Source organism: Halomonas sp. MES3-P3E (assembly GCF_002836035.1).
GTDB classification, from domain to species: Bacteria; Pseudomonadota; Gammaproteobacteria; order Pseudomonadales; family Halomonadaceae; genus Vreelandella; species Vreelandella arctica.
Map to the genome: position 1 here is coordinate 1 of NZ_PJBT01000015.1, position 25,021 is coordinate 25,021.

The 25,021-nt window shown below is 53.0% G+C and carries 24 protein-coding genes and 1 tRNA gene; 12 read left to right on the forward strand and 13 right to left on the reverse strand.

Annotation, left to right across the window (positions count from 1 at the left end; genetic code table 11):
- From CXF87_RS04235 to CXF87_RS21885, 4 genes are all read left to right on the forward strand, one after another.
- The coding region (locus CXF87_RS04235) for a hypothetical protein (RefSeq protein WP_101145624.1) at positions 1-802 on the forward strand (802 nt) is incomplete at its 5' end.
- A 34-nt stretch (positions 803-836) separates the two neighbouring features.
- Positions 837-3,677: a bifunctional diguanylate cyclase/phosphodiesterase gene (locus CXF87_RS04240; protein ID WP_008956175.1), complete on the forward strand. Its 2,841-nt coding sequence runs from the start codon at positions 837-839 to the stop codon at positions 3,675-3,677.
- 47 nt (positions 3,678-3,724) lie between these two features.
- The gene (locus CXF87_RS21880) at positions 3,725-4,216 is read left to right on the forward strand and encodes a PEP-CTERM/exosortase system-associated acyltransferase (protein ID WP_232774638.1); all 492 of its coding nucleotides are present in this window, start codon (positions 3,725-3,727) and stop codon (positions 4,214-4,216) included.
- Positions 4,217-4,308: 92 nt separating this feature from the next.
- Complete coding sequence (locus tag CXF87_RS21885; protein WP_232774640.1) at positions 4,309-4,542, forward strand: hypothetical protein; 234 nt, start codon at positions 4,309-4,311, stop codon at positions 4,540-4,542.
- Positions 4,543-4,570: 28 nt separating this feature from the next.
- Here the strand turns inward: CXF87_RS21885 and CXF87_RS04250 are convergent, their stop codons facing one another.
- The 7 genes from CXF87_RS04250 to CXF87_RS04280 form a co-directional block, all read right to left on the reverse strand.
- Positions 4,571-5,230: a hypothetical protein gene (locus CXF87_RS04250; RefSeq protein WP_101145625.1), complete on the reverse strand. Its 660-nt coding sequence runs from the start codon at positions 5,228-5,230 to the stop codon at positions 4,571-4,573.
- A gap of 151 nt (positions 5,231-5,381) precedes the next feature.
- Positions 5,382-6,347: a zinc-binding metallopeptidase family protein gene (locus tag CXF87_RS04255; protein ID WP_008956178.1), complete on the reverse strand. Its 966-nt coding sequence runs from the start codon at positions 6,345-6,347 to the stop codon at positions 5,382-5,384.
- Between the two features lie 156 nt (positions 6,348-6,503).
- Complete coding sequence (nfsA, locus tag CXF87_RS04260; RefSeq protein WP_008956179.1) at positions 6,504-7,235, reverse strand: oxygen-insensitive NADPH nitroreductase; 732 nt, start codon at positions 7,233-7,235, stop codon at positions 6,504-6,506.
- Between the two features lie 169 nt (positions 7,236-7,404).
- Positions 7,405-8,385, reverse strand: coding sequence for a lysylphosphatidylglycerol synthase domain-containing protein (locus tag CXF87_RS04265; RefSeq protein WP_008958875.1), 981 nt, complete (start codon positions 8,383-8,385; stop codon positions 7,405-7,407).
- Positions 8,386-8,390: 5 nt separating this feature from the next.
- Positions 8,391-9,596 carry a cardiolipin synthase ClsB gene (clsB, locus tag CXF87_RS04270; RefSeq protein WP_101145626.1) on the reverse strand — a complete coding sequence of 402 codons (1,206 nt, stop codon included), beginning with the start codon at positions 9,594-9,596 and terminating at the stop codon, positions 8,391-8,393.
- Positions 9,587-10,375 carry an endonuclease/exonuclease/phosphatase family protein gene (locus CXF87_RS04275; protein ID WP_101145627.1) on the reverse strand — a complete coding sequence of 263 codons (789 nt, stop codon included), beginning with the start codon at positions 10,373-10,375 and terminating at the stop codon, positions 9,587-9,589. Before CXF87_RS04275 ends, clsB begins: the two co-directional genes overlap by 10 nt.
- 143 nt (positions 10,376-10,518) lie before the next feature.
- Positions 10,519-11,010, reverse strand: coding sequence for a metallophosphoesterase family protein (locus CXF87_RS04280; RefSeq protein WP_232774644.1), 492 nt, complete (start codon positions 11,008-11,010; stop codon positions 10,519-10,521).
- Positions 11,011-11,253: 243 nt separating this feature from the next.
- Here CXF87_RS04280 and CXF87_RS04285 point away from each other — a divergent pair, with 243 nt between their 5' ends.
- Entirely contained in the window at positions 11,254-12,021 is a 768-nt protein-coding gene (locus CXF87_RS04285) for a class I SAM-dependent methyltransferase (RefSeq protein ID WP_008958871.1), read from the forward strand.
- A gap of 75 nt (positions 12,022-12,096) precedes the next feature.
- Here the strand turns inward: CXF87_RS04285 and CXF87_RS04290 are convergent, their stop codons facing one another.
- The 6 genes from CXF87_RS04290 to hemA form a co-directional block, all read right to left on the reverse strand.
- Positions 12,097-13,776 carry a methyl-accepting chemotaxis protein gene (locus CXF87_RS04290; RefSeq protein WP_101145628.1) on the reverse strand — a complete coding sequence of 560 codons (1,680 nt, stop codon included), beginning with the start codon at positions 13,774-13,776 and terminating at the stop codon, positions 12,097-12,099.
- Between the two features lie 109 nt (positions 13,777-13,885).
- Positions 13,886-14,641 (reverse strand): HesA/MoeB/ThiF family protein, encoded by a 756-nt coding sequence (locus CXF87_RS04295; protein WP_008957332.1) that lies wholly within the window; start codon positions 14,639-14,641, stop codon positions 13,886-13,888.
- 4 nt (positions 14,642-14,645) lie between these two features.
- Positions 14,646-15,146: an Lrp/AsnC ligand binding domain-containing protein gene (locus tag CXF87_RS04300; protein WP_035586613.1), complete on the reverse strand. Its 501-nt coding sequence runs from the start codon at positions 15,144-15,146 to the stop codon at positions 14,646-14,648.
- Between the two features lie 208 nt (positions 15,147-15,354).
- The gene (prmC, locus tag CXF87_RS04305) at positions 15,355-16,215 is read right to left on the reverse strand and encodes a peptide chain release factor N(5)-glutamine methyltransferase (RefSeq protein WP_008957334.1); all 861 of its coding nucleotides are present in this window, start codon (positions 16,213-16,215) and stop codon (positions 15,355-15,357) included.
- Positions 16,215-17,303: a peptide chain release factor 1 gene (gene prfA / locus CXF87_RS04310; protein ID WP_008957335.1), complete on the reverse strand. Its 1,089-nt coding sequence runs from the start codon at positions 17,301-17,303 to the stop codon at positions 16,215-16,217. The genes prmC and prfA overlap by 1 nt, the downstream gene beginning before the upstream one ends.
- Positions 17,300-18,613, reverse strand: a complete 1,314-nt coding sequence (hemA, locus tag CXF87_RS04315) for a glutamyl-tRNA reductase (protein ID WP_101145629.1) — start codon at positions 18,611-18,613, stop codon at positions 17,300-17,302. The genes prfA and hemA overlap by 4 nt, the downstream gene beginning before the upstream one ends.
- A 255-nt stretch (positions 18,614-18,868) precedes the next feature.
- Here hemA and CXF87_RS04320 point away from each other — a divergent pair, with 255 nt between their 5' ends.
- The 7 genes from CXF87_RS04320 to pth all read left to right on the forward strand — a co-directional run bounded on the left by CXF87_RS04320 (position 18,869) and on the right by pth (position 24,932).
- Entirely contained in the window at positions 18,869-20,704 is a 1,836-nt protein-coding gene (locus CXF87_RS04320; protein ID WP_101145630.1) for a tetratricopeptide repeat protein, read from the forward strand.
- A gap of 69 nt (positions 20,705-20,773) precedes the next feature.
- On the forward strand, positions 20,774-21,421 hold the full coding sequence (gene lolB, locus CXF87_RS04325) for a lipoprotein insertase outer membrane protein LolB (RefSeq protein WP_101145631.1): 648 nt from the start codon (positions 20,774-20,776) through the stop codon (positions 21,419-21,421).
- A gap of 9 nt (positions 21,422-21,430) precedes the next feature.
- Positions 21,431-22,285: a 4-(cytidine 5'-diphospho)-2-C-methyl-D-erythritol kinase gene (gene ispE / locus CXF87_RS04330; RefSeq protein ID WP_101145632.1), complete on the forward strand. Its 855-nt coding sequence runs from the start codon at positions 21,431-21,433 to the stop codon at positions 22,283-22,285.
- 92 nt (positions 22,286-22,377) lie between these two features.
- Positions 22,378-22,452, forward strand: a tRNA-Gln gene (locus tag CXF87_RS04335).
- A 58-nt stretch (positions 22,453-22,510) separates the two neighbouring features.
- Positions 22,511-23,452, forward strand: coding sequence for a ribose-phosphate pyrophosphokinase (locus CXF87_RS04340; protein WP_009287569.1), 942 nt, complete (start codon positions 22,511-22,513; stop codon positions 23,450-23,452).
- Positions 23,453-23,548: 96 nt separating this feature from the next.
- Complete coding sequence (locus CXF87_RS04345) at positions 23,549-24,190, forward strand: 50S ribosomal protein L25/general stress protein Ctc (RefSeq protein WP_101145633.1); 642 nt, start codon at positions 23,549-23,551, stop codon at positions 24,188-24,190.
- Positions 24,191-24,344: 154 nt separating this feature from the next.
- Positions 24,345-24,932, forward strand: a complete 588-nt coding sequence (pth, locus tag CXF87_RS04350) for an aminoacyl-tRNA hydrolase (protein ID WP_101145634.1) — start codon at positions 24,345-24,347, stop codon at positions 24,930-24,932.
- Positions 24,933-25,021: the final 89 nt, after the last annotated feature.

Here is a 25,021-nt window from a genome sequence, read left to right on the forward strand (position 1 = left end):
TCAAACACGCGATGTGGCGTTTACACGCCCTAGCATACTGTTACCTCAATCACTTTATTTTGACCGGACACGTTCATTGGCTCTAACAGGAGATGGACTAACGTTATATCTGGAAGAACGATTGGATAACGGCGTTATAAGAGGTCAGCTTGGTTTAGGAAAACCCCAGGCAGACAAAGACTTAAATCAGACGCTTCAGTTGCATCGTATACGGGGCTCTTTCGATCCGCAGCAATCTGCTATTGCACAAGTACGCTATGAGCATGACGCAGGACGTATCGTTGCGGCTCTCAGCCATGCCAATGTCAGATCCCAAATAGATACCTATTCCCCCAACGTGAGTGATGGAGATTTTTATTTCAGGCCCTGGGTTTTTTCGTTGCAGTATAATCAAGAACTCTGGAGCGTAACGGCCGAGTATGCACTGCGCCGCTCAGGGTTAAAAAATTTCAATCAACCGGCTTTAAATTTCGATACGACCGGTGAAAGTTGGTATGTGCAGTATACACGGCGCTTTTATAACGATTGGCAGTGGCTAATCCGTTACGACAGCTTAGTCAGTAACCGTGATGATGCTTCTGGAAAAGCCTTTGAAGCTAGTGGCCTGGGGCCTGCTCACGCTCAGTTTGCAGATGATTTAACCTTTGGCTTGCAGTGGACACCGCATCCTCAGGTAATGCTGGCAGGCGAATACCATCATGTGGATGGTACTGGCTGGCTGCCTGCTCAGGACAACCCGGATTCATCAGCAACCAGCCGACGCTGGAACATGTGGCTGTTCCAGTTATCGCTGCGTTTCTGATCTATTACTCGATCCTGGCTAGGATACTACTGCGATGAAGATACCCGCCCTTTTTCAAATCCCACAGCGCCTTAGCCTGACTTGGCGTGTTATCGCATTGAGTAGCCTACTGCTTTTAGCATTAGTTAGCCTATTTACTTGGTTGGGTCACGAAAATCTCACCCGCCAGTTTCAGGAAAGCCGAAGCCAACACCATGAACGTCAACAGCGTGAAATTCATTTAGCGTTAACGCGTTCCTCCGAGAATTTACGTCAATTAGCCGGATTGACCGCTGCTTCAGCAAGTTTAGGCTCACCTTTACAAGCAGGAAATACCATTGATGTGGAGCAAGCGCTGGATTCCCAGTGGCCTGCACTCCAGCTTGAGGCGGGAATCGATGAGATTCTAATCGTTAATTCACGTGGTCAAGTCTTGGGGAAATGGGGCTCCGGCAATGCAGAAGCACAGCTACCCATACTCAGTTGGGCGCAACGAGTCATGAATACAGAACGGCCACTAACCACGCTTCGCTGTGCCGTTAGCTGCCAACAATTTGCTGCAGTGCCGGTATTGGTAGAGGGAGAAAGTGTCGGTATGGTCGTGCTATCCCGCTCATTAGCGGATGTCACTCGACAGGCGAAGGAAGTCTCTGGCAGCGAAGTCGCTTTACTGGTCACAGGCGCGGCTGAAGACAGTAATGTAACCGTCCCACGACAACTGAAGGCATGGAATGGGTATCTATTAGCGCTCACCAGTGAAGAACAAAGCTTGGCACCGTTGCAGCGAGCAGCAGAAGCCGCGACAGTGGACCATTTGATAGAAGCACCGTTACGCTTTGAGCATACTGGCAGGTATTTGGAGCTTAGTGCTGTCCGCATGGAGGAGAGCAGCGAGCAAAGCAACAGTGGTTACTTCTTGCTGATATCGGATATTACCGAGCAAATTAATGCCATCCATAACGATACACGCACCCTATTGTTCGTTGGTGTGCTTGGCTGGATTGCCGCTGAATTACTACTGCTCGTCATACTGCTTGGCCCCATGGCACGGCTGCGTAGAGTCGCAGGCTTGCTACCCATACTGGCGAGTGGGCAATTTAGCGATATTCGCTCCGCCCTTCCCAATCACCGCCATCGCATTGCAGACGAGATAGATATACTCGAAGTCACCACGCTTGAGCTTTCTCATCAACTCGAAAGGTTGGAAAGCGAAGTACAAGAGCGCGGTAGCCAATTAGCTGAGCGTATTGATGAACTGGCCCAAGAGCGTGATTTCGTCAATAGCTTACTGGATACCGCCCAAGTATTTATCGTTGCCCAAGACAGCACAGGACGCATAAGCCTAGTCAATGAGTATACTCAATTGATGCTAGGAATAAGGGAGGCCTCCCTGCTAGGACGTTATTTTGTAGATGTCTTCGAGACTGGCGTCTTTACCACAGCGAATGCAATTACCCTTCCTCAACAAGAGGAGAAAACGCTGCGCACCCCCGATCATCATCTCCACACTATCGCTTGGTATCATGCGCCTTTGCATACAGGTAACGAGGAACCGGTATCGCGCATTTCCGTTGGCCTTGATATCACCGAACGCAAGGCCGCCGAAGCGCGGCTAACTTGGCTTGCCGAACGAGATCCGCTGACCGAGCTATACAACCGGCGCTACTTCCAACATGCACTGCAAATCGCCATTGAACGCTCTGCCACTGCTAAAGGGGCGGTACTGCTGCTGGACTTAGATCAGTTCAAGGAGATTAACGAGCTGAGTGGCCACCACGTGGGCGACAAATTGTTGCGTGAAGTGGCCGATACACTCTTCCATAAGCTAGGTCGGCGTGGCGTCATCGCCCGCTTAGGGGGCGATGAATTTTCACTGTTACTCGAAGATACCAGTGCCGACCAAGCAGTGACAGTCGCGCAGTATATCGTTCAGCTGCTCGACGATATCGGCTTTGTGGTCGGAGAGCGGCGGCATCGCGTGACGGCGAGTATTGGTATTGCGCTGTTCCCCACCCACGGCAATACGCCTGCCGATCTGATGGCGAGCGCCGATGTGGCTATGTACAAAGCGAAGGAGAGTGGCTTCCAGCACTGGCACCTCCTTTCTAAAGCTGAGAATGCCAAAGACGAGCTGCAGGATCGCGTCTACTGGGTTGAGCGGATACGCAGTTCGCTGGAAGAAGACAGCTTTGAGCTTATGGTTCAACCTATCATTAGATTAGAAGATCAAGATATAAAACATTACGAAGTGCTGCTACGAATGCGCAACGCAGATGGCAGCCTGGTTTCTCCCGCAAACTTTATTCCTATCGCCGAACAGAGCGGCCAAATCGTGTTGATTGATCGCTGGGTAGTGCGGCACAGTTTAAAAGCACTCAGCCAACTGCAGGATCGAGGCATTACGTTTGCAGTTAACCTTTCCGGCCAGTCCTTACATGATGAGGGGCTAAAGCAATATTTAGCCGAGGAAATAACCGCCAGCGGCGCTGACCCTCACCATTTGATACTGGAAGTGACAGAGACCGCAGCGGTTACCGATTTCTCTGCTGCACGCGGTGTATTACAAGCCGTGCGCAGCCTAGGGTGCCGCACCGCTCTGGATGACTTTGGTGTTGGTTTTAGTAGTTTTCACTACCTTGGGCAGTTACCCGTTGATTACATTAAGATAGACGGCTCTTTTATTCGCAGTTTGTTAATTAGCCCTGACAGTCGCGTTATCGTTCGCGCTATTGCGGATATAGCCAAAGGCTTTGGTAAGCAAACCATTGCCGAGTTCGTTGACCAAGAAGCATTGTTGCCCATATTAAAGGGCTATGGAATAACGTATGGGCAGGGGTACCATTTAGGCAAGCCCACCAAGCTTACCGAAGCATTTTTTGGAATCAGTTACTTATAATAGAAGCAGTTTCAATTTCATTCTTGGACTGAAAAGGATAGCGCGTGATGTCTTCACCTCGTATAGCAACAAATAGGGAAGCACCTTCAGCATTACTGGAAAGGTTTATTCAAGAATTTAAATTTAAACTGTGTATCACTGAGCAGGAAAAACATAAAGTTTATCGTTTAAGGCATGACGTTTACTGCGAAGAGCTGCAATATGAAGAACCGACTGACCCTTACAACAAGCTCGAATATGATATTCATGACCAAAATTCTATTCATTGCTTGATTGAACATCGCAGAACCGGCCTAGTGGCCGGATGTGTGCGAGTCGTCATTCCAAAGCCTTCTAGCCCTCAGCCGCTAAACCAGCTTCCTTTACAGACATATGGCAGCCAGAGCCTAACTCATCCAGAGTTCCATCCCGAAAAGCTGGCTATAAACAGTTACTATGAAATTTCTCGTCTTGCCGTTAATCCTCTCTTCAGAACCAAAGCAAAAGAAAAAGAAAAAGACATTTTAGCAAACACAAGCACTAGTACCTTTTTTCCGTAGAGGAAAGGCAGCTATTCTCATTGCTGGCAAGCGGGCTATTCATCACAGGTTATTCATTAGGAAAACAGCTAGGTAAAATACAGGTGTTTGCCATGATGGAACCTAGCCTGCCTCGGCTACTCGCGCTAACAGGGTTTCACTTCACCAAGGTAGGAGAAACCATTAACTTTCATGGCAGAAGAAGCGCCTACTACATAGATAAGCAAAAAGCAGAAAGTGGTTTAAAGAAAACGTTGCTACCCTTATATCTGCACATACAACAAACTCTCGCCCCTCAGTTAGAAGAAATGCTGGCCCAAGAAGCCAGCATTTCTCTTACCATGTAAATAAAAATGCCTGTTATAAACATAGAGCCTAGGCTTCGGCGGTTGAGCTCCCACGATCATCCAAAGTGTTCGAACGCTTAAAATCATTAACCGTAACGCTGGTAAATTTCTCCAAGAAAAATACTAGCGTTTCGGGATATCGAAAGCGCTCTACAAAGCGCTCTTGACCTTCTTGCGAACGCCGCGTCACGCTTGCTTGATAGCCTCTGTTAGATTTTGTCACTTTAACGCTATTTTCTCGAGCACCATCACTGGTAACAGCGGTTAGGGAAGAATTACTCGTTAGTAAGGCATCAAGCTGCTGGGCAGCCGTGTGTTCTTCTTCAGTCGCCCATAGAGGTTGATCGCGATCCCCGTAGTGGAAAAGCATAATTACCAACATGACGGAAAAAATACTGCTGGTAAGCATCCAGGTTAATAAAACGCTCGATAACGGTGTGGTGAGCATTACGACTAACTGAATCACAATACCCACCGCTAGTATTCCCGCCAACGGCCTCCACATACGCGGGTTCATAAACCGCCGCTTCAGGGTATACCCCCACAGCCCAATCACTGCTATTGCGCCCACCAGCAAATACACGGGAGAGAGCAGTGTCCCGCCACCTGCTAATAAGGCGATGACACCGATGATAAGCATCACTGTGTAGAAAGCTGCTAATAGGCGGTAAGCGCGGTCTAGATTCATCAGTCAATCTCCATGCTTAATGGCCGGTGTCATGAGTGGTGTACCGGCCTTTGTTTTTATCGGCTATGGTTCTCGTCATACTTTATGCAGTATAGGCAATGTTGTGACTTCTACACGCCACGCCGCGTCAATGGCTTAATTTAAATTTGCATTAAAGTCCCTGGGCGCCACGACGCAGCCAATCATGCACAAATGCCAGCTTGCGACGAGCGTTTTCAGAAAGCACAAAGGGATAGAGGTCCGGCAAGCCCATAGAGCGGTTAACATGATTAACACCCACAGTGAGCGCCGCTGCCACGTAAATCAAGCGATCGGCATCTGGCTCCGCATACGGCTCCCACTGATGACTGGGCAGCTCTGGTGAAGAGAGATCGGATGCTGCAAAGCTATCGGCGATATCGGTTAAATGCAGCAAGTGGGCAGCCGTCTCGGCCCAATCCTCATGGGGATGGGCAGATGCGTAAGTGGTTAAATAACGCTCTTTCCAATCGGCGGGCGGTCCGTTTTGATAGTGGCGCTGGAGCGCGGCGGCATAATCCTGACGCTCGTCACCAAACATTTCCCGGAAAGCGTCAAGAAAATCTTCACGCAGGCTAAGCCGCCACCAAAGCATATGCGATATTTCATGGCGCATGTGGCCAATCATGGTGCGATAAGGCTCTTCTAACGCTTCACGCCGCGTTGTCACCAGTACAGGATCGACCTCGGCAACGCTGATGGTAACGACACCTTCAATGTGGCCCATGGGCACGGGCTTTTTGCCTTCCGCTAGAAGATGAAAAACCGGCGGCGCGCCTGGGTCTTCGGGGCGGAACCAGTGCCAGCGGCCCAGGTTATCCAGCACCCAGCGCTTCGCCGCTTCGGTTTGGGCCCAGTTCGGAATCGCGTTAGGAAGGCTGGGATCGGGCGCCAGCGCAGTCATCGCACAAGAGCGGCAAAAAGCGCCTTGTTCGGGGGCTATCCAATTACAACCGATGATGTCTCGATTAATACAGAACGGCGGCATAGGCACAAAAGCCCGGGCCTGGGGATCATAGGCGACGGGAACACCGCCAGCCGTTGTAAGATTGTCGAACCAAAGAGAGCCGGAACCGACGGGGTTAGCAAATACGCGCATGCGGTGGAGCTCCTGAAAACGAGGAAAAGAGATCATCAAATAAACCGTTGAGCTTTCTCTTTTCCAAAATCCTAATAAAAAGTGCTGCGCTTATTTATTCATTGCAATACTGTTCATTTCAAAGCCATTTCTTTTCCAAGCTATTTCATTTCAAGGCTACTTCATTTCAAAGCCACGCTTGATCAAGAAGTCACGCATATGCGGGCGCAGCTTGGTATCGAAAAGTGGCTTGAGATTGTGCGACCAATCGGTATTTTTATTACTACTGCTACGCGCTTGGTAGTAAGCCTGCATTGTGGCATCAAAACGTTTCACCTGCTCACCGTCTTCAGTGTAGTAGTCTTCTTTTAGAACCGCTTCCACTGGTAACCGCGGTTTTACTTCAGGATCATGATCCGGGTAGCCAAGACACATACCAAACACGGGATAAACATGCTCAGGTAGGCGTAATAGATCACTAATTGCTTGGGGATTATTACGTATGCCGCCGATATAGCAGATACCCAGCCCTTCAGACTCAGCCGCCACTGCAACGTTTTGCGCCATCAGCGCCGTATCTACCGTCGCTACTAACAGTTGTTCCGTCATGCCGCGCACTACGTTCGCCCCCGTCTGCTCAGATGCCTCAGTAGGCCGTTTCATATCGGCGCAAAACACTAGAAAGTCGGCACAGGTCGCAATGTATCCTTGCCCACCCGCCAGCTCCGCAATCTGTTCGCGATTAGCCTGATTTTTAACATGGATAACGGTATACGCCTGGACATGGCTGGACGTAGCAGCCCCCTGCCCGGCCTGGATAAGCTCAATGAGCAGCTCCCGTGGGATCTGGCGGTCACTGAATTTACGGATCGAACGGTGGGATTTAAGTAACTCAATAACGTCGTTCATGGTACCTCGTCTTGGCATATTGGCTGTCGCTAGTAAGCGCTAGAACCACCTAGCATAACTCCCTTATCCTATCGGCTATGCCGAAACCTCACCAGCTTCTGCCAGCATCGAATGCCAATCGCTCTTCTGCCGGTGGTTGCACCATGGCTATCTTTTAAGTGCCCTCTTTTTAGTGCCGTGGCTCCGATTCTCTTTGTTGTTTTTTGCTCCAGCGCTCCAGCAGTAGATACACCATGCACGCCAGCCCCAGGGGGAACAAAAAATAGAGCGCGCGATAGCCGATCAAAGCAGCGAGAATGTCGCTCGTGGACACTTGATGTTGCAACAAAGCGATGAACACAGCTTCAAGCACACCCAGGCCCGCGGGAATATGAGTCACCACACCCGCAATACTGCTGACAAGAAGAATACCGAGGATAGTAGGGTAGAAAACGCCCTGGGGTAGCAGTAGGTAGACAAGCGCGGCCATCAAGGACCAATTAACCGCGCCAAGCAACATCTGAAGCAGAGCTAGTCGTAGCGAAGGGAGAACGATTTCATGACCCCGCCATTGCCAGGTGCGTCGCCGTGAATAACGACACGCTAACAGATAGAAAAGGCAAACAAGCAATAACCCCGCCCCAATAAACTGCAACCCTAGCGTGCCAACTTGCCAATGTTCAGGCAACTCAATCAGCCTAAGCGTAAATAGCGTTCCGGCAAGCAGCATATAGCCCAGCCAATTGGTGGTTAAGCTCACACTCAGCACACGCGTCACGGTCGCCACATTCAGGCCAAACTTTGTGTATAGCCGATAGCGCAAGGCAATGCCGCCAACCCAGGCGCCCAGATTGAGGTTAAAGGCGTAGCATACGAAGGCTAACGGCAGCACCTGCTTGATCGGCAACTCATGGCCGGTATAAAACTTGCCCAGCAGATCGTAACTGCTGAAGACGGCAAAGCTTGCGGCAGTAATGCCAAGCCCCATCATGACCAGGGCGGGACTATAGCCGCGCAGCGTTTCGATAACGGCCTGCCAGTCCATATTCTGGACCAGTGAAAATAACAAGATCGCGACCACCATAAAGAGCAGCAAAGTGACGCCGTGCTTCAGCCAACGACCCCAGGCACTGCGCAGTTTAGCGCTCGCTTTTTTGCTGTTTGACTGCATCCGGCTCACTCCTGTGCACGCTTGTGCTTCCGCGACCTAGGCGCCAACGTTTCCATTCGAGCCACATGAGCGGGTAACCACCCCATTCGCCTAGGGAAATGACGCAGGAAATGAAAACTCGCGAACATAAGCGGCGCCCGCCACCAACGACCTTTTTCCGCGGCTTCGGTTGTTATCCTCTTACAACTGCTCTCGATAAGCTCAGATAGGTGTTGATGGATCTGTTGGTTGAGCCTAGCGTCGCGAACGAACAGATTGGCTTCCAGGTTCAGTGACAGGCTGAGTGGATCGAGATTGCTTGATCCCACCGTTGACCATTCATGATCAACGATCGCGATCTTTCCATGTAAAGGATGCTCGGTATACTCAAAAATGCTAATGCCCTGCTGCAACATATAGCTGTAAAGCGAGCTGGAGAACATTCTAGCCCAGGGCATATCAGGGCGGCCCTGCAAAATCAGCGTGACGTTAACGCCCCGTCGCGCCGCGTTTCGCAATTCATGAAAGAGACGATAACTGGGAAAGAAGTAGGCATTGGCAATGACTAGATGTGACTGCGCCGAACGAAATGCTTGGAGATAATGCTCTTCGATATCATTACGATGAAGGCTGTTATCACGAATAGCCAGCCTTATAGCGGCGCTGCCAGTGGGGGGAGGCAACGCCCGGATCTGCGGTAGTTCCTGTACCGCCTGATGCTCTACCAGAAGCGCTCCAGCAGCATCACGAATGTCCTTTACAATCGGGCCCTGTACTCGCAAGCCATAATCTTGCTTGCCCATGGCATATTTATCGGGCAGATGATCGGCGCCGAAGTTGATACCGCCGATAAAAGCCACCTCGCCATCTACCACGACGATCTTACGGTGAAGACGGCGAAACAGGTTAGTACGCATACCGAACAAGCGCGGATTGGGGTCATAAACATGCAGGTGGATACCAGCGTCTGTCAGCTCTGTTATGTAGTCGTTGTCCAGATCCGCTGTCCCATAGCCATCTACCGTGACGTCTATGCGTACCTGCCTAGCAGCAGCGTTAAGCAAGGCCTCCTTAAGCTCCTGCCCCACTTCATCGTTGAAGATGATGAAGGTTTCAATCAATACTTCTTCGCGAGCCGAACGAATGCAGTCAAATACGCTATTAAAATACTGACTTCCATTGATTAGCAATTCAGCTTCGTTACTTTCCGTCCATTGGAAATTCACAAGCATATCTCGGCAATGAGGGGTACGTGATCCGACAGGTGAGTCCAGGGCTTTCGAGACAACGCGCGGGGATTACGCACCGAAACGTTACGCACATAGATGCGATCAAGGCGCAGCAGCGGCCAGCGCGCCGGAAACGACTTAGCCGGATGCCCATAATGTTGTACGAATGCTTCAAACAGCCCACATTTCGCTAGCACAGGATCTGCCTGACGCCGCCAGTCATTGAAGTCTCCCGCCACAATAACCGGCTCGTCATTTGGTAGGGTGTCGAGCAGTTCACACAGTAGCTTCATTTGCGCTAGGCGATGACCCTGCCGTAGCCCGAGATGAACGCAAACGGCATTTACCCCACTGTGGCCGGGCACATCCAGTTGGCAATGCAGCAGGCCACGTTTTTCGGTGTCCTGAATGGAGACATCCTTATTGTCGTACTGCAGTATCGGGTAGTGGGATAACAGCGCGTTGCCATGATCGCCATTAGGGTAAACAGCGTTACGACCATAGGCAAAATCTGGCCATAACGTGTCAGCGAGGTATTCGTATTGAGGCACGCTGGGCCAGTCGTGAAAGCGAATTGCATGTTTTCGGTGCTCGCCTATCACTTCCTGGAGAAAGACCAAGTCTGCTGATAGGGTCGTTACCGCCTCTCGAAGCTCCGGCAGGATATGACGTCGATTAAATACATTGAATCCCTTATGCACATTGAGCGTCATGACCTGTAACGACGCGACAGGCGTAATAAGTCGTGTCCCCTTTGTTGCAGACTGTTCCTTGGCATTCACCTAACGCTCCCTTTCCGCTCCATGACATGGCCCATTTGGCAACCCACCAAGAAAAAGCTTAGCAGGAGAGCCTTGGTCTTGCCTTTTACCGGCCTCTTCTTGGTGCCAATGGCAATCGCTGGAGAGCAACGCGACAGAACACATTACAACAAATGTATTATCGCCCCGCGTATACCGCGTTGATCAATCCATAATTTGCCTAACGTAATGGGAAGCTTAAACCGACGCTTTCCCGCCGCACCTGGATTAAAGAGCAATATTCCTGCCTGGGTTTCGTTGCGAGGTTTGTGAGAATGGCCGTGCAGAACGGCATCGCAAGGAGTCGATGGGTCAAAATCCGCTAAACGATGAACAAGGTGCAGATGATGGTCATTTACCATAATGTCCTGATGCACGGGCAAGCTCCCCGCCCATGCTGCCGTGTCGATATTTCCCTGCACGCAGTGAACCGGCGCCAGAGTTTCCAGGTGTTCCAAGATCGCTTTGTCCTCCTCTTTGTTGCCCACGTCTCCCAAGTGCAGGATTAGCTCGCATCCCTGCAGCAGGACAAGTGCTTCACCACGCAACAACCCGTGAGTATCGGCAATAATTCCGACGGGAGAAGCAATGTTGTAACTCGCCATTGATGAGTTCATTAATACGGGTTTCTCGCTTTTTTTGCACTTTGTTGTAGTAACAATTTCGTCGCTTTTATTGATAGAACGCTACGTAACATTACTCAAATAGATCATATTTTTAAATAAACAGAAATGTCGTGATGTAATTGTTTTAGATTTTCGTTATCTATCTAATAAGTTAAGCAACAGCGAGCTATACTATGCTGGCTATCATTATATGACTGCCCCTTGATGGAATAATAACGACGCCAGGAAGCCGACATGACGAATATTTCTCCAAACGCACCCGGGCAAGAGTGGAATGCCAATGGCTACGCCCAGAATGCTAATTTTGTACCTAAGCTAGGCAGCGAAGTCGTCAAACTGTTAGCGCCTCAACCTGGTGAACGCATTTTGGATCTTGGCTGTGGCGATGGCGCGTTGACAGAGCGCCTAGTGCAATTAGGGGCTGATGTACTAGGGATTGATGCTTCAGAAGAGATGGTGGAGGCCGCACGACAGCGTGGCATTACCGCGCGCGTGGTCGATGGCCATCAGTTGCCCTTTGATCATGAATTTGACGCAGTGTTTAGCAACGCGGCGCTGCACTGGATGCTTGATCCCCAGGCTGTTTTGGCAGGGGTTAAGCGGGCGTTGAAGCCAGGGGGCCGGTTTGTGGCCGAGTTTGGTGGCCATGGCAACGTAGCCGCCATTTGCACCGCGCTGGTTGCAGCCCTGCAGTTTCGGGGCATTAGCGCGCGCGGGCGCCACCCTTGGTACTTTCCTACAACGCAAGAATACGGCCGGATACTGGAAACAGTGGGCTTCAAAGTAGAAAGCATTGAGCTGATTCCTCGCCCCACTCCTTTGCCTACGGGCATGATTGGTTGGCTTGAAACGTTTGCCAGCCCGTTTTTACATGGGCTTGATGAAGATGTGCGGGAGGCCGTGCTGGAAAATACCTTATCGCTTTTAGGCCACAGCCTGCGGGATGAGCAAGGAAACTGGACAGCCGATTATGTACGTTTGCGCGTTTCAGCCCGCGCATAAAACTTAACAAGCTTCTAAACAAAAAAGCCGCCGATAGAGAACGTTAACATCGGCGGCTTTTACTTAAACCAAGACCTAGAATTCATCCCACTCGTCAGCGGTAGCCTTTTTGCTTTGCGTTGCTTGCTGGCGTGGCGCTGCTTCAATGTGACGGTTAGTGTCTTGCTCTTGCGTAACATGAGGGTGGATTAGCACACCATTGCTACTGGCACTCTCATCAATGCGGAAAGTAGCCATCAAATCGGCTAGTTCGCGGGCCTGTCCCTCTAAAGAGCTTGCGGCGGAGCTGGTTTGTTGAACGAGAGCAGCATTTTGCTGGGTCCCCGAGTCCATTTCAGTAAGTGCTGCGTTGATCTGTTCAATGCCACTATTCTGCTCTCGCGTCGCGGTCGAAATTTCACCCATCAATGTGGTGACTTGGCGAATTGCATCCACTGTTTGATGAATGGTCTGCCCACTGCGCTCCGCCTGTTCGGCGCCACCGTTAATTTTCGTGGTGGTTTGCTCAATCAAGCTACGGATCTCTTTTGCCGAGTCTGCACTGCGAGTTGCTAACGAACGCACCTCGCTGGCCACCACGGCAAAGCCACGGCCTTGCTCCCCGGCACGAGCCGCCTCAACTGAGGCATTAAGTGCCAAGATGTTAGTTTGGAAGGCAATTGAATCAATCACGCCGATAATATCGTTGACTTGGCTCGCGCTAGCGGCAATCTCACGCATTAGTTGCACTGTGCGTTCTACTTCTTCACCACCTGACTCCGCAGATTGCGACGCTGCGACTGAAAGCTGATCAGCCTCTTGGGCCGTTTCAGCATTTTTACTCACCGTCGTCGACATCTCCTCCATGCTGGAAGCGGTTTGTTGTAATGCTGAAGCCTGCTGTTCGGTTCGCGAAGAGAGATCGTGACTTCCCGCTGAAATATCACCCGCACCACTGAAGACTCGCTCGCTGCTGCCTCGTAATGCTATTACCAGCTGTTTTAACTTCTCCTGCATAGCCGCCAGGCCACTGAACAACTGGCCAATTTCATTACGGCCACGATCCTCTATGTGCCCTGTTAGATCGCCATCGGCAATCCGAGCAAAATACGCACTGGCGTCGCGTAGTGGCCTTACAACGCTACGCATCATTGCCCACCTAATCACCACCGCCGCCAGGAGTGAAATTACTAGCAGGGTAATGGCAATGACACCAATCACAGTGGCTAAGTGGTTCACCTGTTGAAGGACACTAGCGCCGCGTCCTTCGGTATAGGCAATAAATCCACTCATGGCTGCATCAAACTCAGCGCTTAAAGCTCCCAGCTCTTCTTGGCGGCGCTGAATTTGAAAAGGAGCGGCCTCAAGCAATGGGGAAATACCCTCTGTCACAAAGGCTTCATAAGCGCTGATAATGGCATCACGATGTGGTGCCAAAGTGCCTTCAGGGTTGATTGGCACAGCACGAAACTCATTAAAACGTGCCTCTGCTTCAGCGACTGCCTCTACCGCCATGGCAAGGCTTTCCTGCCCTTTTTCGGGGTTGCCTTGCGTGCTAAAACTCGCCGAGCGGTCTAAGAAGGTTTGCGCTCTTAATGAGTGCACTTGTGTGCGGTTGGCTAAGTTGGTGAGTCTTACGTTGGTGGCTGTCAGTTCCTCAAGTGCTTGAGAGCTGTTGTGATTCGCATAGAACCCAAGCCCGCTGATCAACCCAATCATCAGCACCAGCAAGGCTAACGCGGCAGTCAGACTCCATTTAATAGAGAGGTGCTTCATCCGGTGATCCCTTTTTCATTTATAAGTCATTCAATTAGGTATCGGCGAAGCTCAAGACAACTGAAACGTTCCGGGGTAATTTTAGACGTTTGTATAATAAACAATAGACTTAACGGTACTGGGCACATACGCTACAAGCGGGATCACGGCGAACTTGAAAATGCCGCCATTGTCCGCTTAAACCGTCAAAAGTGGACAGCCCCTGGTGAGCAGTGCCTGCGCCGCTTAGTAGCTTGAAGGCTTCAACCGCTTGAAAGCTGCCGATCAAGCCTACCAGTGGCGCCATGACCCCACTCTCTGCGCAACTAAGAGCTTCGTCACCACTGTCATCGGGTGGATATAAGCAAGCGTAGCAAGGGCACTCGGCATTGCGAGGGTCAAAGACGGCCAGCTGGCCTGAAAAACGAATGGCTGCGCCGGAAATCAATGGAACTCCGGCCTTTTGTGACGCCGCATTGACTGCATAACGGCTTGAAAAACGGTCGGTACAGTCCAGCACCACATCCGCTGAAGCCACTACGCGCTCAAGCGCTGCGCCTTCTACATGCTGGTCTATCGCCACGATGTCACAGTACGGATTAAGCGCTTGCATGCTGGCCTGGGCGGATTGTGCTTTATTTACTCCTACGCTTGCCTGCTGATGGGCTATTTGGCGCTGAAGATTAGAAAGTTCGACGTGATCGGCATCCGCGATGGTGATCCGCCCTACCCCAGCAGCCGCTAAATAAAGCGCCGCTGGCGAGCCCAAGCCGCCTGCCCCAATAATCACGGCGTGAGCAGATAGCAGGCGCTCTTGGCCCTCGATATCCACTTCGGGCAGCATGATTTGACGGCTATAGCGCAGCAGTGCCTGATCATCCATCATCGGCTTATTTATCCTCAAATTCCTCGAAGGCGGGGATGTGCAAATTGAAGCTCTCTTTCACCTCTTCCATCACCACATAGCTTTTTGACTCTTTCACCCCAGGAAGCGTTAACACCACATCGCCCAACAGTTGGCGATAGGCCGACATTTCGGGGATACGGCACTTTAAAATGTAGTCAAACTGCCCTGACACAAGATGACACTCTTGAATCTGGGGTAGTTTCTCGACCGCGCGGCGGAATTCATCAAATACGGCGGGCGATTGTGTTTCTAAACTGATTTCGACAAAGACTAATAAATTGGCCTTCAAGGCACGCGGATCGAGAATCGCCTGATAGCCACGGATAATACCAGCCTTCTCCAAGCGTTTAACGCGCTCAAGACAAGGGGTTGTGGATAACCCTACTTCCGAGGCCAAATCAACATACGAAATACGCGCATTGTCCTGCAAGCAGCGCAGGATTTTAAGATCGATACGGTCCAGCGTTCTATTTTTAGGTTTCATGCCAGAGTCCTTCATGCCAGTGTCCTTCATGCCAGAGCCCTTCATGCGAGCCCCTTGCTAAGGGTTGTACTAAATGGCGCTGAGTGGGCAGACCATTTATATACAAATTCTAATCAATCAGTTAGTTATTAAAATAGCCTCTCAACATCAGCGCTTGAGGATTTGCAGCGGTTGTTGACATTAGCGCTGTCGTTTTAACCCGCTGAGTTTAAGTGGCTGTTATTAGGCGCCCTAGGGTAACCCGATCATGCCCTCCCAGGTCTCGAACACTTTCAACGTTCTGATAGCCAGCACTGCTCAGTGCCATGCGTACCTTTTCCGCCTGTGTATAACCGTGTTCAAGAAGCAGCCAGCCGGACGCTGTCAAATAGTGCCGAGCGGACTGCGCCAAGTGCAACAAATCCGCCATGCCATCAGCGTTTGCCACCAGCGCCGAGCGAGGCTCAAAACGCACATCGCCTTCTGCAAGATGAGGATCGTCGGCCGCAATATAAGGCGGGTTACTAACGATAATATCGAAAAGCGTACCGGCCTCAGCATAGCTTTCCAGCGCGCCAAACCAATCACTCTGCAGAAAATGGGCGTTGGTAATACCCAAGGCTTTCGCGTTGCTTGCTGCCAGCTCGACCGCCTCATCGCGCACATCGACGCCTAGCACTTGCCAGTCGGGCTGCTCACTGGCAAACGCCAGCGCAATGGCGCCAGTGCCGGTTCCAAGGTCAAGCAGACGGCCAGCGGGCAAAGTTGCTCGACTAAGTGCAAGCTCAACTAACGTTTCAGTATCGGGACGGGGAATTAACGTATTGGGAGAGGTCGTTAAGCGCAGTCCCCAAAATTCACGCTCGCCGGTTAAGTAGGCCACTGGCGTGCCCTGGGCACGTGCGTCAATGAGTGCATCGAAGCGCGAATGCTCCTGGGAGGAACACATTTTATCGCCCCAGGTGTAAAGCCAGGTACGATCCCGCTCAAGCACATGGCACATCAGTGCTTCAGCATCGACACGCGGCGAGGTAGACCCCGCCGTCTGTAACCTTTGTGCCGCCTGTTTCAACAGCGCGTCAAGCGACATTAGACGTCCTGAAGGGCTGAAAGCTGTTCCGCTTGATACTCGTGAATCAGCGGATTAATCACATCGTCCAACTGCTCGCCACTGACCACTTCATTCAGTTTATACAGGGTCAAGTTAATGCGGTGATCAGTGATGCGACCTTGCGGGAAGTTGTAGGTGCGGATGCGTTCGCTGCGATCCCCCGAGCCCACCAGCGAGCGGCGGGCATCGGCTTGCTCCTGACGCTGGGAATCTACCGCATTGCGTTTGAGCTTGGCTGCCAGCAGCGACATCGCTTTGGCACGGTTTTTATGCTGGCTGCGCTCTTCCTGGCACTCCACTACCACGCCGGTAGGCAGGTGAGTAATGCGGATGGCGGAATCGGTGGTGTTAACGTGCTGACCGCCAGCACCGCTGGAACGGTATGTATCCACACGCAAATCGGCCGAGTTGATATCGATATCACCGACATCGTCGACCTCAGGCATGACCGCGACGGTGCAGGCAGACGTGTGTATACGGCCCTGAGATTCGGTCGCCGGTACGCGCTGAACCCGGTGGGCGCCGGATTCAAATTTTAGCTGGGCGTAAACACCATCGCCCTTCACCCTGGAGATGATCTCTTTGTAACCGCCCTGCTCACCGTGGCTGGCGCTGACGATTTCGACCCGCCAACCGCGCTTTTCCGCATAGCGCGAATACATGCGGAACAGATCACCGGCAAAGATAGCAGCCTCGTCGCCGCCGGTTCCTGCGCGTACTTCTAAAAATACCCCACGCCCATCGTCAGGGTCTTTCGGCACCAGCAGACGCTTAAGCTCGATATCTAATTCTTCTAACCGCTCACGCCCTTCGCTCAGCTCCATCTCCGCCAATTCGCGCATGTCAGCGTCGCTATCGCGGCTAAGCTGCTCGGCTTCATGCATATTGGTTTCGATGTCACGATAGCGCTGCCACGCGGCCACCAGCTCCTCTAACTCGGAGTATTCTCGTGAGTAGTCGCGAAAGCGCTGCTGGTTATTGATCACTTCCGGATCAGACAGCAGCATCGCCAGCTCTTCAAAACGTTCTGTAAAGCTGTCTAAGCGTTGGCGCAAAGTCTCTTTCATGCGGGCGTATCATCCTTCTGGCGTTTAACCGGGGGCGCAGGCGTGGTTTCAAAGGCTGGTTTAGCAGGCAACAGTAGGCGCGGCGCGGCACTCAACAGCTCATGATGCTCCTCTGAGGCGGCATCACGTATGGCTTGAGTCGGCTGGTGCAGCAGGCGGTTGGTCAACTGATGCGCCAAGCGCTCAATGACTTTAGCAGGGTCTTCACCGCGCGCCAGCCGCTCTAACGCTTGATCGCGTGAAAGATCGCGCAGCGCTTCGCCATGCTGGCGATAATCACGGATTAGTTCACCACCGTTGCGAATACGTCGTGCATGCTGCCAACTGCCCACCCCGTGCTCAATCAGCGATTCCGCTTGATCTGCAGCCACCTGGCGATGACGGCGATTCTCTTGAATCACCTCTTCCAGATCGTCGACGGTATAGAGGAATACATCGGCCAACTCGCCCACTTCGGGTTCGATATCACGCGGCACGGCGATATCGACCATAAATACCGGCCGATGGCGACGCTTTTTGAGCGCCCGCTCGACCATCCCTTTACCGAGAATAGGCAGCGGAGCCGCGGTGGAAGAGATGACGATATCGGCATGCTCAAGGGCTTCGGGAATTTCTTGAAGGGTAATCGCCGTCCCCCCCAAGGGGCCTGCCACGAGCTCGGCACGTTCGCGGGTGCGGTTGGCGACAGTAAGCTGGCGAACACCGGCTTCGTGTAAATGCCGAGCGACCAGTTCGATGGTTTCACCAGCGCCAATGAGTAACGCGCGTGAACGGCTAAAATCATCAAAAATGCGGCTGGCCATACTGACCGCCGCGTAGGCCACTGAGACAGGGTTTTTGCCAATACCTGTTTCGGTACGTACCTGTTTGGCCACCGCAAAGGTGTGCTGGAACAGGCGCTCAAGCTCACCGCCCAACCCTTTAGACTCACGCGCCTGTTGATAGGCATCTTTCAACTGGCCAAGAATCTGCGGTTCGCCCAGCACCATAGAATCCAGACCAACCGCTACGCGCATTAAATGGCGCGCCGCATCGTTGTCTAGATAGTGGTAGGCACAGCGGGTCAGCTCATCGACGCGTAAGTTATGAAAGCGTCCGAGCCAATTGAGTACCGCCTGCTCGCCAGCCGCATCCGTGACACAGTAAAGCTCCGTGCGGTTGCAGGTCGATAGCACCGCCGCTTCACTAATTTGTGGCAGATTTCGCAATTCAGCCAACGCAATGTCAAGCTGCGCGGGCGAAAAAGCCACCTGCTCACGCACGGCCACGCTGGCGGTACGATGATTTATTCCCAGGGCAAGAAGCGTCATGCGTTATGCGTCTTCGCTAGTGTGTCGGACTTTCGCCGACCGCCGGTCTTAAAGCGGCCGCACCGTCAATTAGGGCTTGCTCAAACAAGTCTTTGGCGTGGTTCAAGCGCTGCCTATAAAATAGGCATAAAGATTGCTGACCACTTTTTCAAGGAGGAACATTCTATCACAGCAGGCTATCATCTGGCCCACACCACTTTGCCGCAGGCAGGCAAGCCGCTATGCTGAGCATTCGGCCACTTAATCGAGAGACGCATGCGACCTCGCTCTACACTTCTCGGCTCTACTGTTCTGAGCTTTTCATTTTTGCGCTTTGCTTTTCCAAGCGCTGCTGTACGGCGTTCGTCGCTGCTACCAGTGGCCGCCGCAGCGTTACTCCTGGGCGGCTGCCAATCGACGTCCAGCCAGCAGAATGGCCCGCTGGGCACATGGGCCGATGACCCAATGCGCGAGGCCCCGCCTATAACGCGAGGGCTAGATGCCGCAGGGCTTAGCACGCTGCTGGGGGCTGAACTGGCTGGCCAGCGAGGCGATTACCGTTCGGCAAGCCAGGGCTATCTTGAAGCGGCGCAGCGCTATCGCGAGCCAGCACTTGCCGAGCGTGCGACGTTCGCCGCCCGCTTTGGCAACGAGGCCTCTTTAATCGAGGCTTCTGCGCTACGTTGGCGTGAGCTGGCCCCACAGGCAGAAGCACCTAATCGCTTATTGGCGGCTTTTTCATTACAGCGCGGTGATTGGCTCGACAGCCTTGAGCAACGTATTGATGTTGTCGAAGCTGGCGGCCACGGAGATTTGGCTGCCTTTGCAGAAATTGCGGTGGCGGAAGAAGCGCCGCTTACCTTAATTGCTCAGCAGTTGCGTGCGCACCTAGCCCAGCCCAACGCTGACCAGTTAGAACATCACAGCGATGTACTGCTGGGCACAGCACTGATTGAAGCCGCCCTTGGCGACACCGCTGTTGCCCAGCGGCGGCTTGATCAAGTCGCGCTGCTGGACCCTGAATCAGCGGCGTTATGGTTGGTAAGAGCACGCCTTGCGCTAGAGACGGAAGACTACTCGACTGCTCAGCGGGCGGCACAACAGGGCTTGGAACTCGCGCCTGACGATGTGCGATTTATTTTGCTACTGGCCCAGGCCGAGATTCGCCTCAACAACATCAGTGCGGCCGAGACACAAACTAACGCACTGCTGGAGAGCCATGGCGGCAACCAGGATCTACGTTTATCGCTGGCACAGCTGTACCTGGAAGAGGGACACCCCGAACCCGCCCAACGCCTGCTGCAGCCGCTGATTGGCCAGCCAGAGGTGCCGAATCTAGCCTATTACCTGCTCGGGGCGATTACCCAGACCCAAGGCGATACCGACAACGCGCTACTTTATTACCGCCAAGTCAGCGAGGGGGATGAATTTGTGCCCGCTCGCGCGGCTGCGGCGCAAATGCTGATTGAAGAAGATCGTCTGCTTGATGCCCGTGCCTTTCTGCGCATCGAACGGATGCGTTTTGACAGCTACTTTACCGAGCTGGTGATGCTCGAAGTTCAGTTACTGGACGAAATGAACCAGCCTACCGACGCCAACGCCTTACTGGATCGTGAAATCACCCGCACACCTGACGATGCCGCTCTGCTTTATGTGCGTGCCATGCGCCGCTGGGAAGCAGGTGACATTGAGGGTATGGAGCGGGATTTACGCCAAGTGCTGCGCACCGACCCAAACAATGCCGAAGCGCTCAATGCGCTAGGTTATACGCTGGCAGACCTTAACCTGCCTGGGCGCCTGCAAGAGGCGTTTGACCTCATTGAGCGCGCTTACGAAGCCGACCCTGACAACCCCGCCGTGCTCGATAGCATGGGCTGGGTGTACTTCCGCTTGGGCCAGCCCGAAGAAGCGCTTCTCTGGCTTGAAAGCGCCTATACCCAACTACCCGACCAAGAGGTCGCTGCCCATTTAGCCGAGGTATTGCAGGCGCTGGGGCGTGAAGAAGAGGCACGCCGCCTGATCCAACAGATTATGCAGCGCACCAACCTGCATCCTCAGATCGACAACTTGCTTGAGCGCTATCCTGAACTAACACCGCCGGTGGCACCCTAACGCTACGTCACCCGACGGCGCCCCATCATGTTACGCTTGCGCCGTCATTACCCAACATGGAGCCCGTTTATGCCGACACTGATGTCCTTTCCGCTACGCTCACCTTCTTTCCCTGCCTATACGCGCTTGTGGGTATTGGGCCTTGCCCTCTTGTTCTTAGCAGGGTGTGCCTCACAGAGCCCAGTGGATGAAAGCGGCAGACAAGCGGGTCAGTGGGAGCGTCAACAGGGTGATGTAGCAGCATTCGAGACTTGGACACTTGTCGGCAAAGCCGGACTGCGCACCCCCCAAGAGAACGTCAGCGCCAACCTGGACTGGAATCAGACCCCTTACTATTTCCGTATGCTGATCAGCGGGCCGTTTGGTGGCGGGCGCAATGTGCTTGAGGGTCGTGAAGGTCGCTTCTCACTCTCCAATAGTGACGGACGCTTTGAAGCAGAAACGCCGGAAGCCTTAATGGAAGAACAGCTTGGCTGGTCACTGCCCGTTAGCGCAATGCCTGACTGGGTACGCGGCCTACCCGGCGAAAATGACAACTATCAGATGGAAACCGATGAACTCGGCTTCCCCAGCCACTTGACACAAGACGGTTGGGAAATTGACTACCGCGACTGGGAACAGTTTGAAGGCATGTGGCTGCCACGCCGGTTAATCATGAACTACGACGATGTACGCATCACGCTGGTCGTTAATCAGTGGCAAGCCAGCGACGAGTAAACCGTTTAAATGAACGCGCAACTTACTTTACCCGCCCCGGCCAAGCTTAACCGCATGCTGCATATCGTGGGCCGTCGTAAAGACGGTTACCACACACTGCAAACGCTATTTCAATTTATTGATCTTAATGATCACCTTACGCTGGCTGCCCGCGATAATGGAGAGATCCATCTAACCCATGAGGTCAGCGGCGTAAACCACGATGACAATCTGATTGTGCGTGCCGCCCGTTTATTGCAGCGTCACAGCGGCACTCGACTAGGGGCGACCCTTTCTATTGAAAAACAGCTGCCTATGGGCGGCGGCTTGGGTGGCGGCAGTTCCAACGCGGCTACCACGCTAGTGGGGCTCAATCACCTCTGGCAGCTTCATCTATCGTTAGACGAATTGGCACGCTTAGGCCTGCAGCTGGGGGCCGACGTGCCTGTCTTTGTGCACGGCCATAGTGCCTGGGCTGAAGGGGTAGGCGAGCAGCTTACCGCAGTGACGCTGGATACCCCTTGGTTCGCCATTATTCATCCCGGCATAAGTGTGTCCACACTTGACGTCTTTCAAGACCCGCAATTGACACGTGACAGCCGCCCCATTACTATGGCGCGCGCACTGCAGGGGGGAGCGCCGGAGTGGCGCAACGACTGTGAAGCCGTCGTAAAGGAACGCTATCCGCCAATTGCGGAAGCCCTTGATTGGCTCGAACAGCACGCACCTAGTCGGTTGACCGGCACGGGCGCTTGTTTGTTTGCTGCTTTTGAGACGCAGCAAGCAGCACAGGCAATCGCGCAATTAGCGGGTCAACGTTGGCCGACATGGGTAGCACGCGGGCTCAACACCTCTCCCCTACATGATGCTCTGGGCTATTTATAACCCCGCTCTGGGCAGTTTATAGTCCCGCTCTGGGCTATTACAGCCCCGCTCTGGGCAGTTAAAAGCGCCCGGTCAGCGCGTTAGGTTATTGCTGGGGTATCGCCAAGTGGTAAGGCACCGCTTTTTGGTAGCGGCATTCCCAGGTTCGAATCCTGGTACCCCAGCCAACCCAACAATGGCCTGCGTTTTTACCCCTGATTCCCAACACTGCAAAGGTGGCTGCGCGTGTCAAAATTGATGGTTTTCGCCGGGAATGCTAATCCCGCACTCGCTCAAAAAATAGCCGAGAGCTTAGACAGCCGTATGGGTAACGCGACGGTGGGTCAATTCAGCGACGGCGAAATTGCAGTCGAGATCAATGAGAACGTGCGCGGTAAGGATGTCTTCATCCTGCAATCCACCTGTGCACCGACAAACGACAATCTGATGGAGTTGATCCTGATGGTCGACGCACTGCGTCGCGCCTCGGCAACTCGTATCACCGCTGTTTTGCCCTACTTTGGCTATGCACGCCAGGATCGCCGTGTGCGTTCCGCACGTGTGCCTATTTCCGCCAAAGTGGTTGCCGACATGATGGTCAAGGCAGGCGTTGACCGTGTGATGACCATGGATCTACATGCTGATCAGATCCAGGGTTTCTTTGATGTCCCGGTCGACAACGTCTACGGCTCACCCATTTTGCTGGATGACATCGAGCGTCAGAATTATAGCGACCTCGTTGTAGTCTCCCCCGATGTGGGTGGTGTGGTTCGTGCACGCGCCATCGCCAAACAGCTGAACGCCGATCTCGCCATTATTGATAAGCGTCGCCCCCAGGCTAATCAAGCCCAGGTGATGCACATTATCGGTGAGATTGAAGGCCGTACCTGTGTCGTGGTCGACGATATGATCGATACCGCAGGCACGCTATGTAAAGCCGGTGAAGCGCTCAAAGATCACGGCGCCAAGCGCGTCGTGGCTTATGCAACGCACCCGATTTTATCCGGCCCAGCGGTTGATAATATTACCAACTCCGTACTGGATGAAGTGGTGGTGACCGACACCATCCCGCTCTCTGACGTTGCTCGTCGAAGCGGAAAAATTCGCCAGTTGAGCGTTGCCGGCCTTATCGCGGAAGCGATTCGTCGGGTCAGCAACGAAGAATCTGTCAGCGCGATGTTCCACTAAACGCCTGACGATATAGCCCCCTTTTGGGGCCACGGAAACGCCATCGTCTGGTCGCGGTCGATGGCGTCTTCCTTACTTAAACCAAGAGGCAATTCCATGTCTGATTTTATCCTGAAAGCCAGCGTTCGTAACGACCTGGGGAAAGGTGCGAGCCGCCGCCTGCGTCGTGCGAACCAGCAAGTACCTGCCGTTGTATACGGTGGCGAAAAAGGCGCGCAGTCTATCTCCGTAGAAAAAACCGCGTTCTACAAAGCGATTGAAGACGAGTCCTTCTTCTCCTCGGTCATCAAACTGATGATCGAAGGCAAAGAAGAGCAAGTGGTTGTTCGTGACCTGCAGCGTCACCCGTTCAAGCCGTTGCTAACTCACGCCGACTTCCTGCGCGTTGACGCTACCCACGAAATCACCATGAACGTGCCGCTGCACGTGACCGGCGAAGAAACGTGTGTAGGCATTAAAGACCAAGGCGGTGAACTGCACGTACTGGCCAACGAAGTGGCGATCAGCTGCTTGCCGAAAGACCTGCCTGACTATCTTGAAGTCGACATTAGCGCACTTGAACTCGGCACTACGCTGCACCTGTCTGACCTTACCCTGCCGGCTGGCGTCACCTCTGTTGACCTGTCCCACGGTGAAGAGCACGACAATGCAGTACTCAGCATCACCAAAGTGAAAGTCCGTGTTGAAGAAGATGAAGACGGTGAAAGCGAAGGCGAAGAAGATTCCAGCGCCGAGTAAATACCCGTTAAGCATCCTATGAGGGCCATGCCTGCATGGCCCTCATGATGCTGACATGATGTTAGAATCAAGCGCCTCGGCGCTTGATTTTTTTTAGGGCTGACGCTGGCGCGATGTCAAAAATTTCTCCTAGAAATGGGTATGAGGTGGGAATATGAGCCAGGTAACGGCCATTATTGGATTAGGAAACCCCGGCGCGGAGTATGACGCCACTCGCCATAACGCTGGCTTCTGGTTGGTCGATGCAATTGCGCGCAGCGCCCATGCAGAGTTGCGCCCGGAAAAGAAGTTTTTTGGCCACTACGCCAAAGTCCGCCTAGGCGACCATGAGCTGCACCTACTCAACCCCGCCACCTTTATGAATCGCAGTGGTGCCGCAGTAGCGGCCTTAAGCCAATTTTTCAAACTGACGCCCGACAATTTGCTGGTCGCCCACGACGAACTTGACCTTCCGCCTGGGCAGGCACGCTACAAAACTGGCGGCGGGCACGGCGGCCATAATGGCCTACGCGATATCATTAGCGCGCTAGGCGATCAAAAGCAGTTTCACCGGGTACGTATCGGCATTGGCCACCCTGGGGAGGCACGCCAAGTCACTAATTATGTACTAGGGCGGCCCGGCAAGGCCGAACAAGAAGCGATCACTCGTGCCATTGATGAGTGCATCACCACGTTGCCATTAGCGCTAGCGGGAGACTGGGCCAAAGCGATGAACCAGTTACACAGCCTTAAGTCAGAATAAACGCTGTCGAAAACTGGCTAGTGACGCCGGTAGCTGACGGCTAGTGCATCTCGTAGAATGGCGATTATATTTACGCCCTACCACCTTAT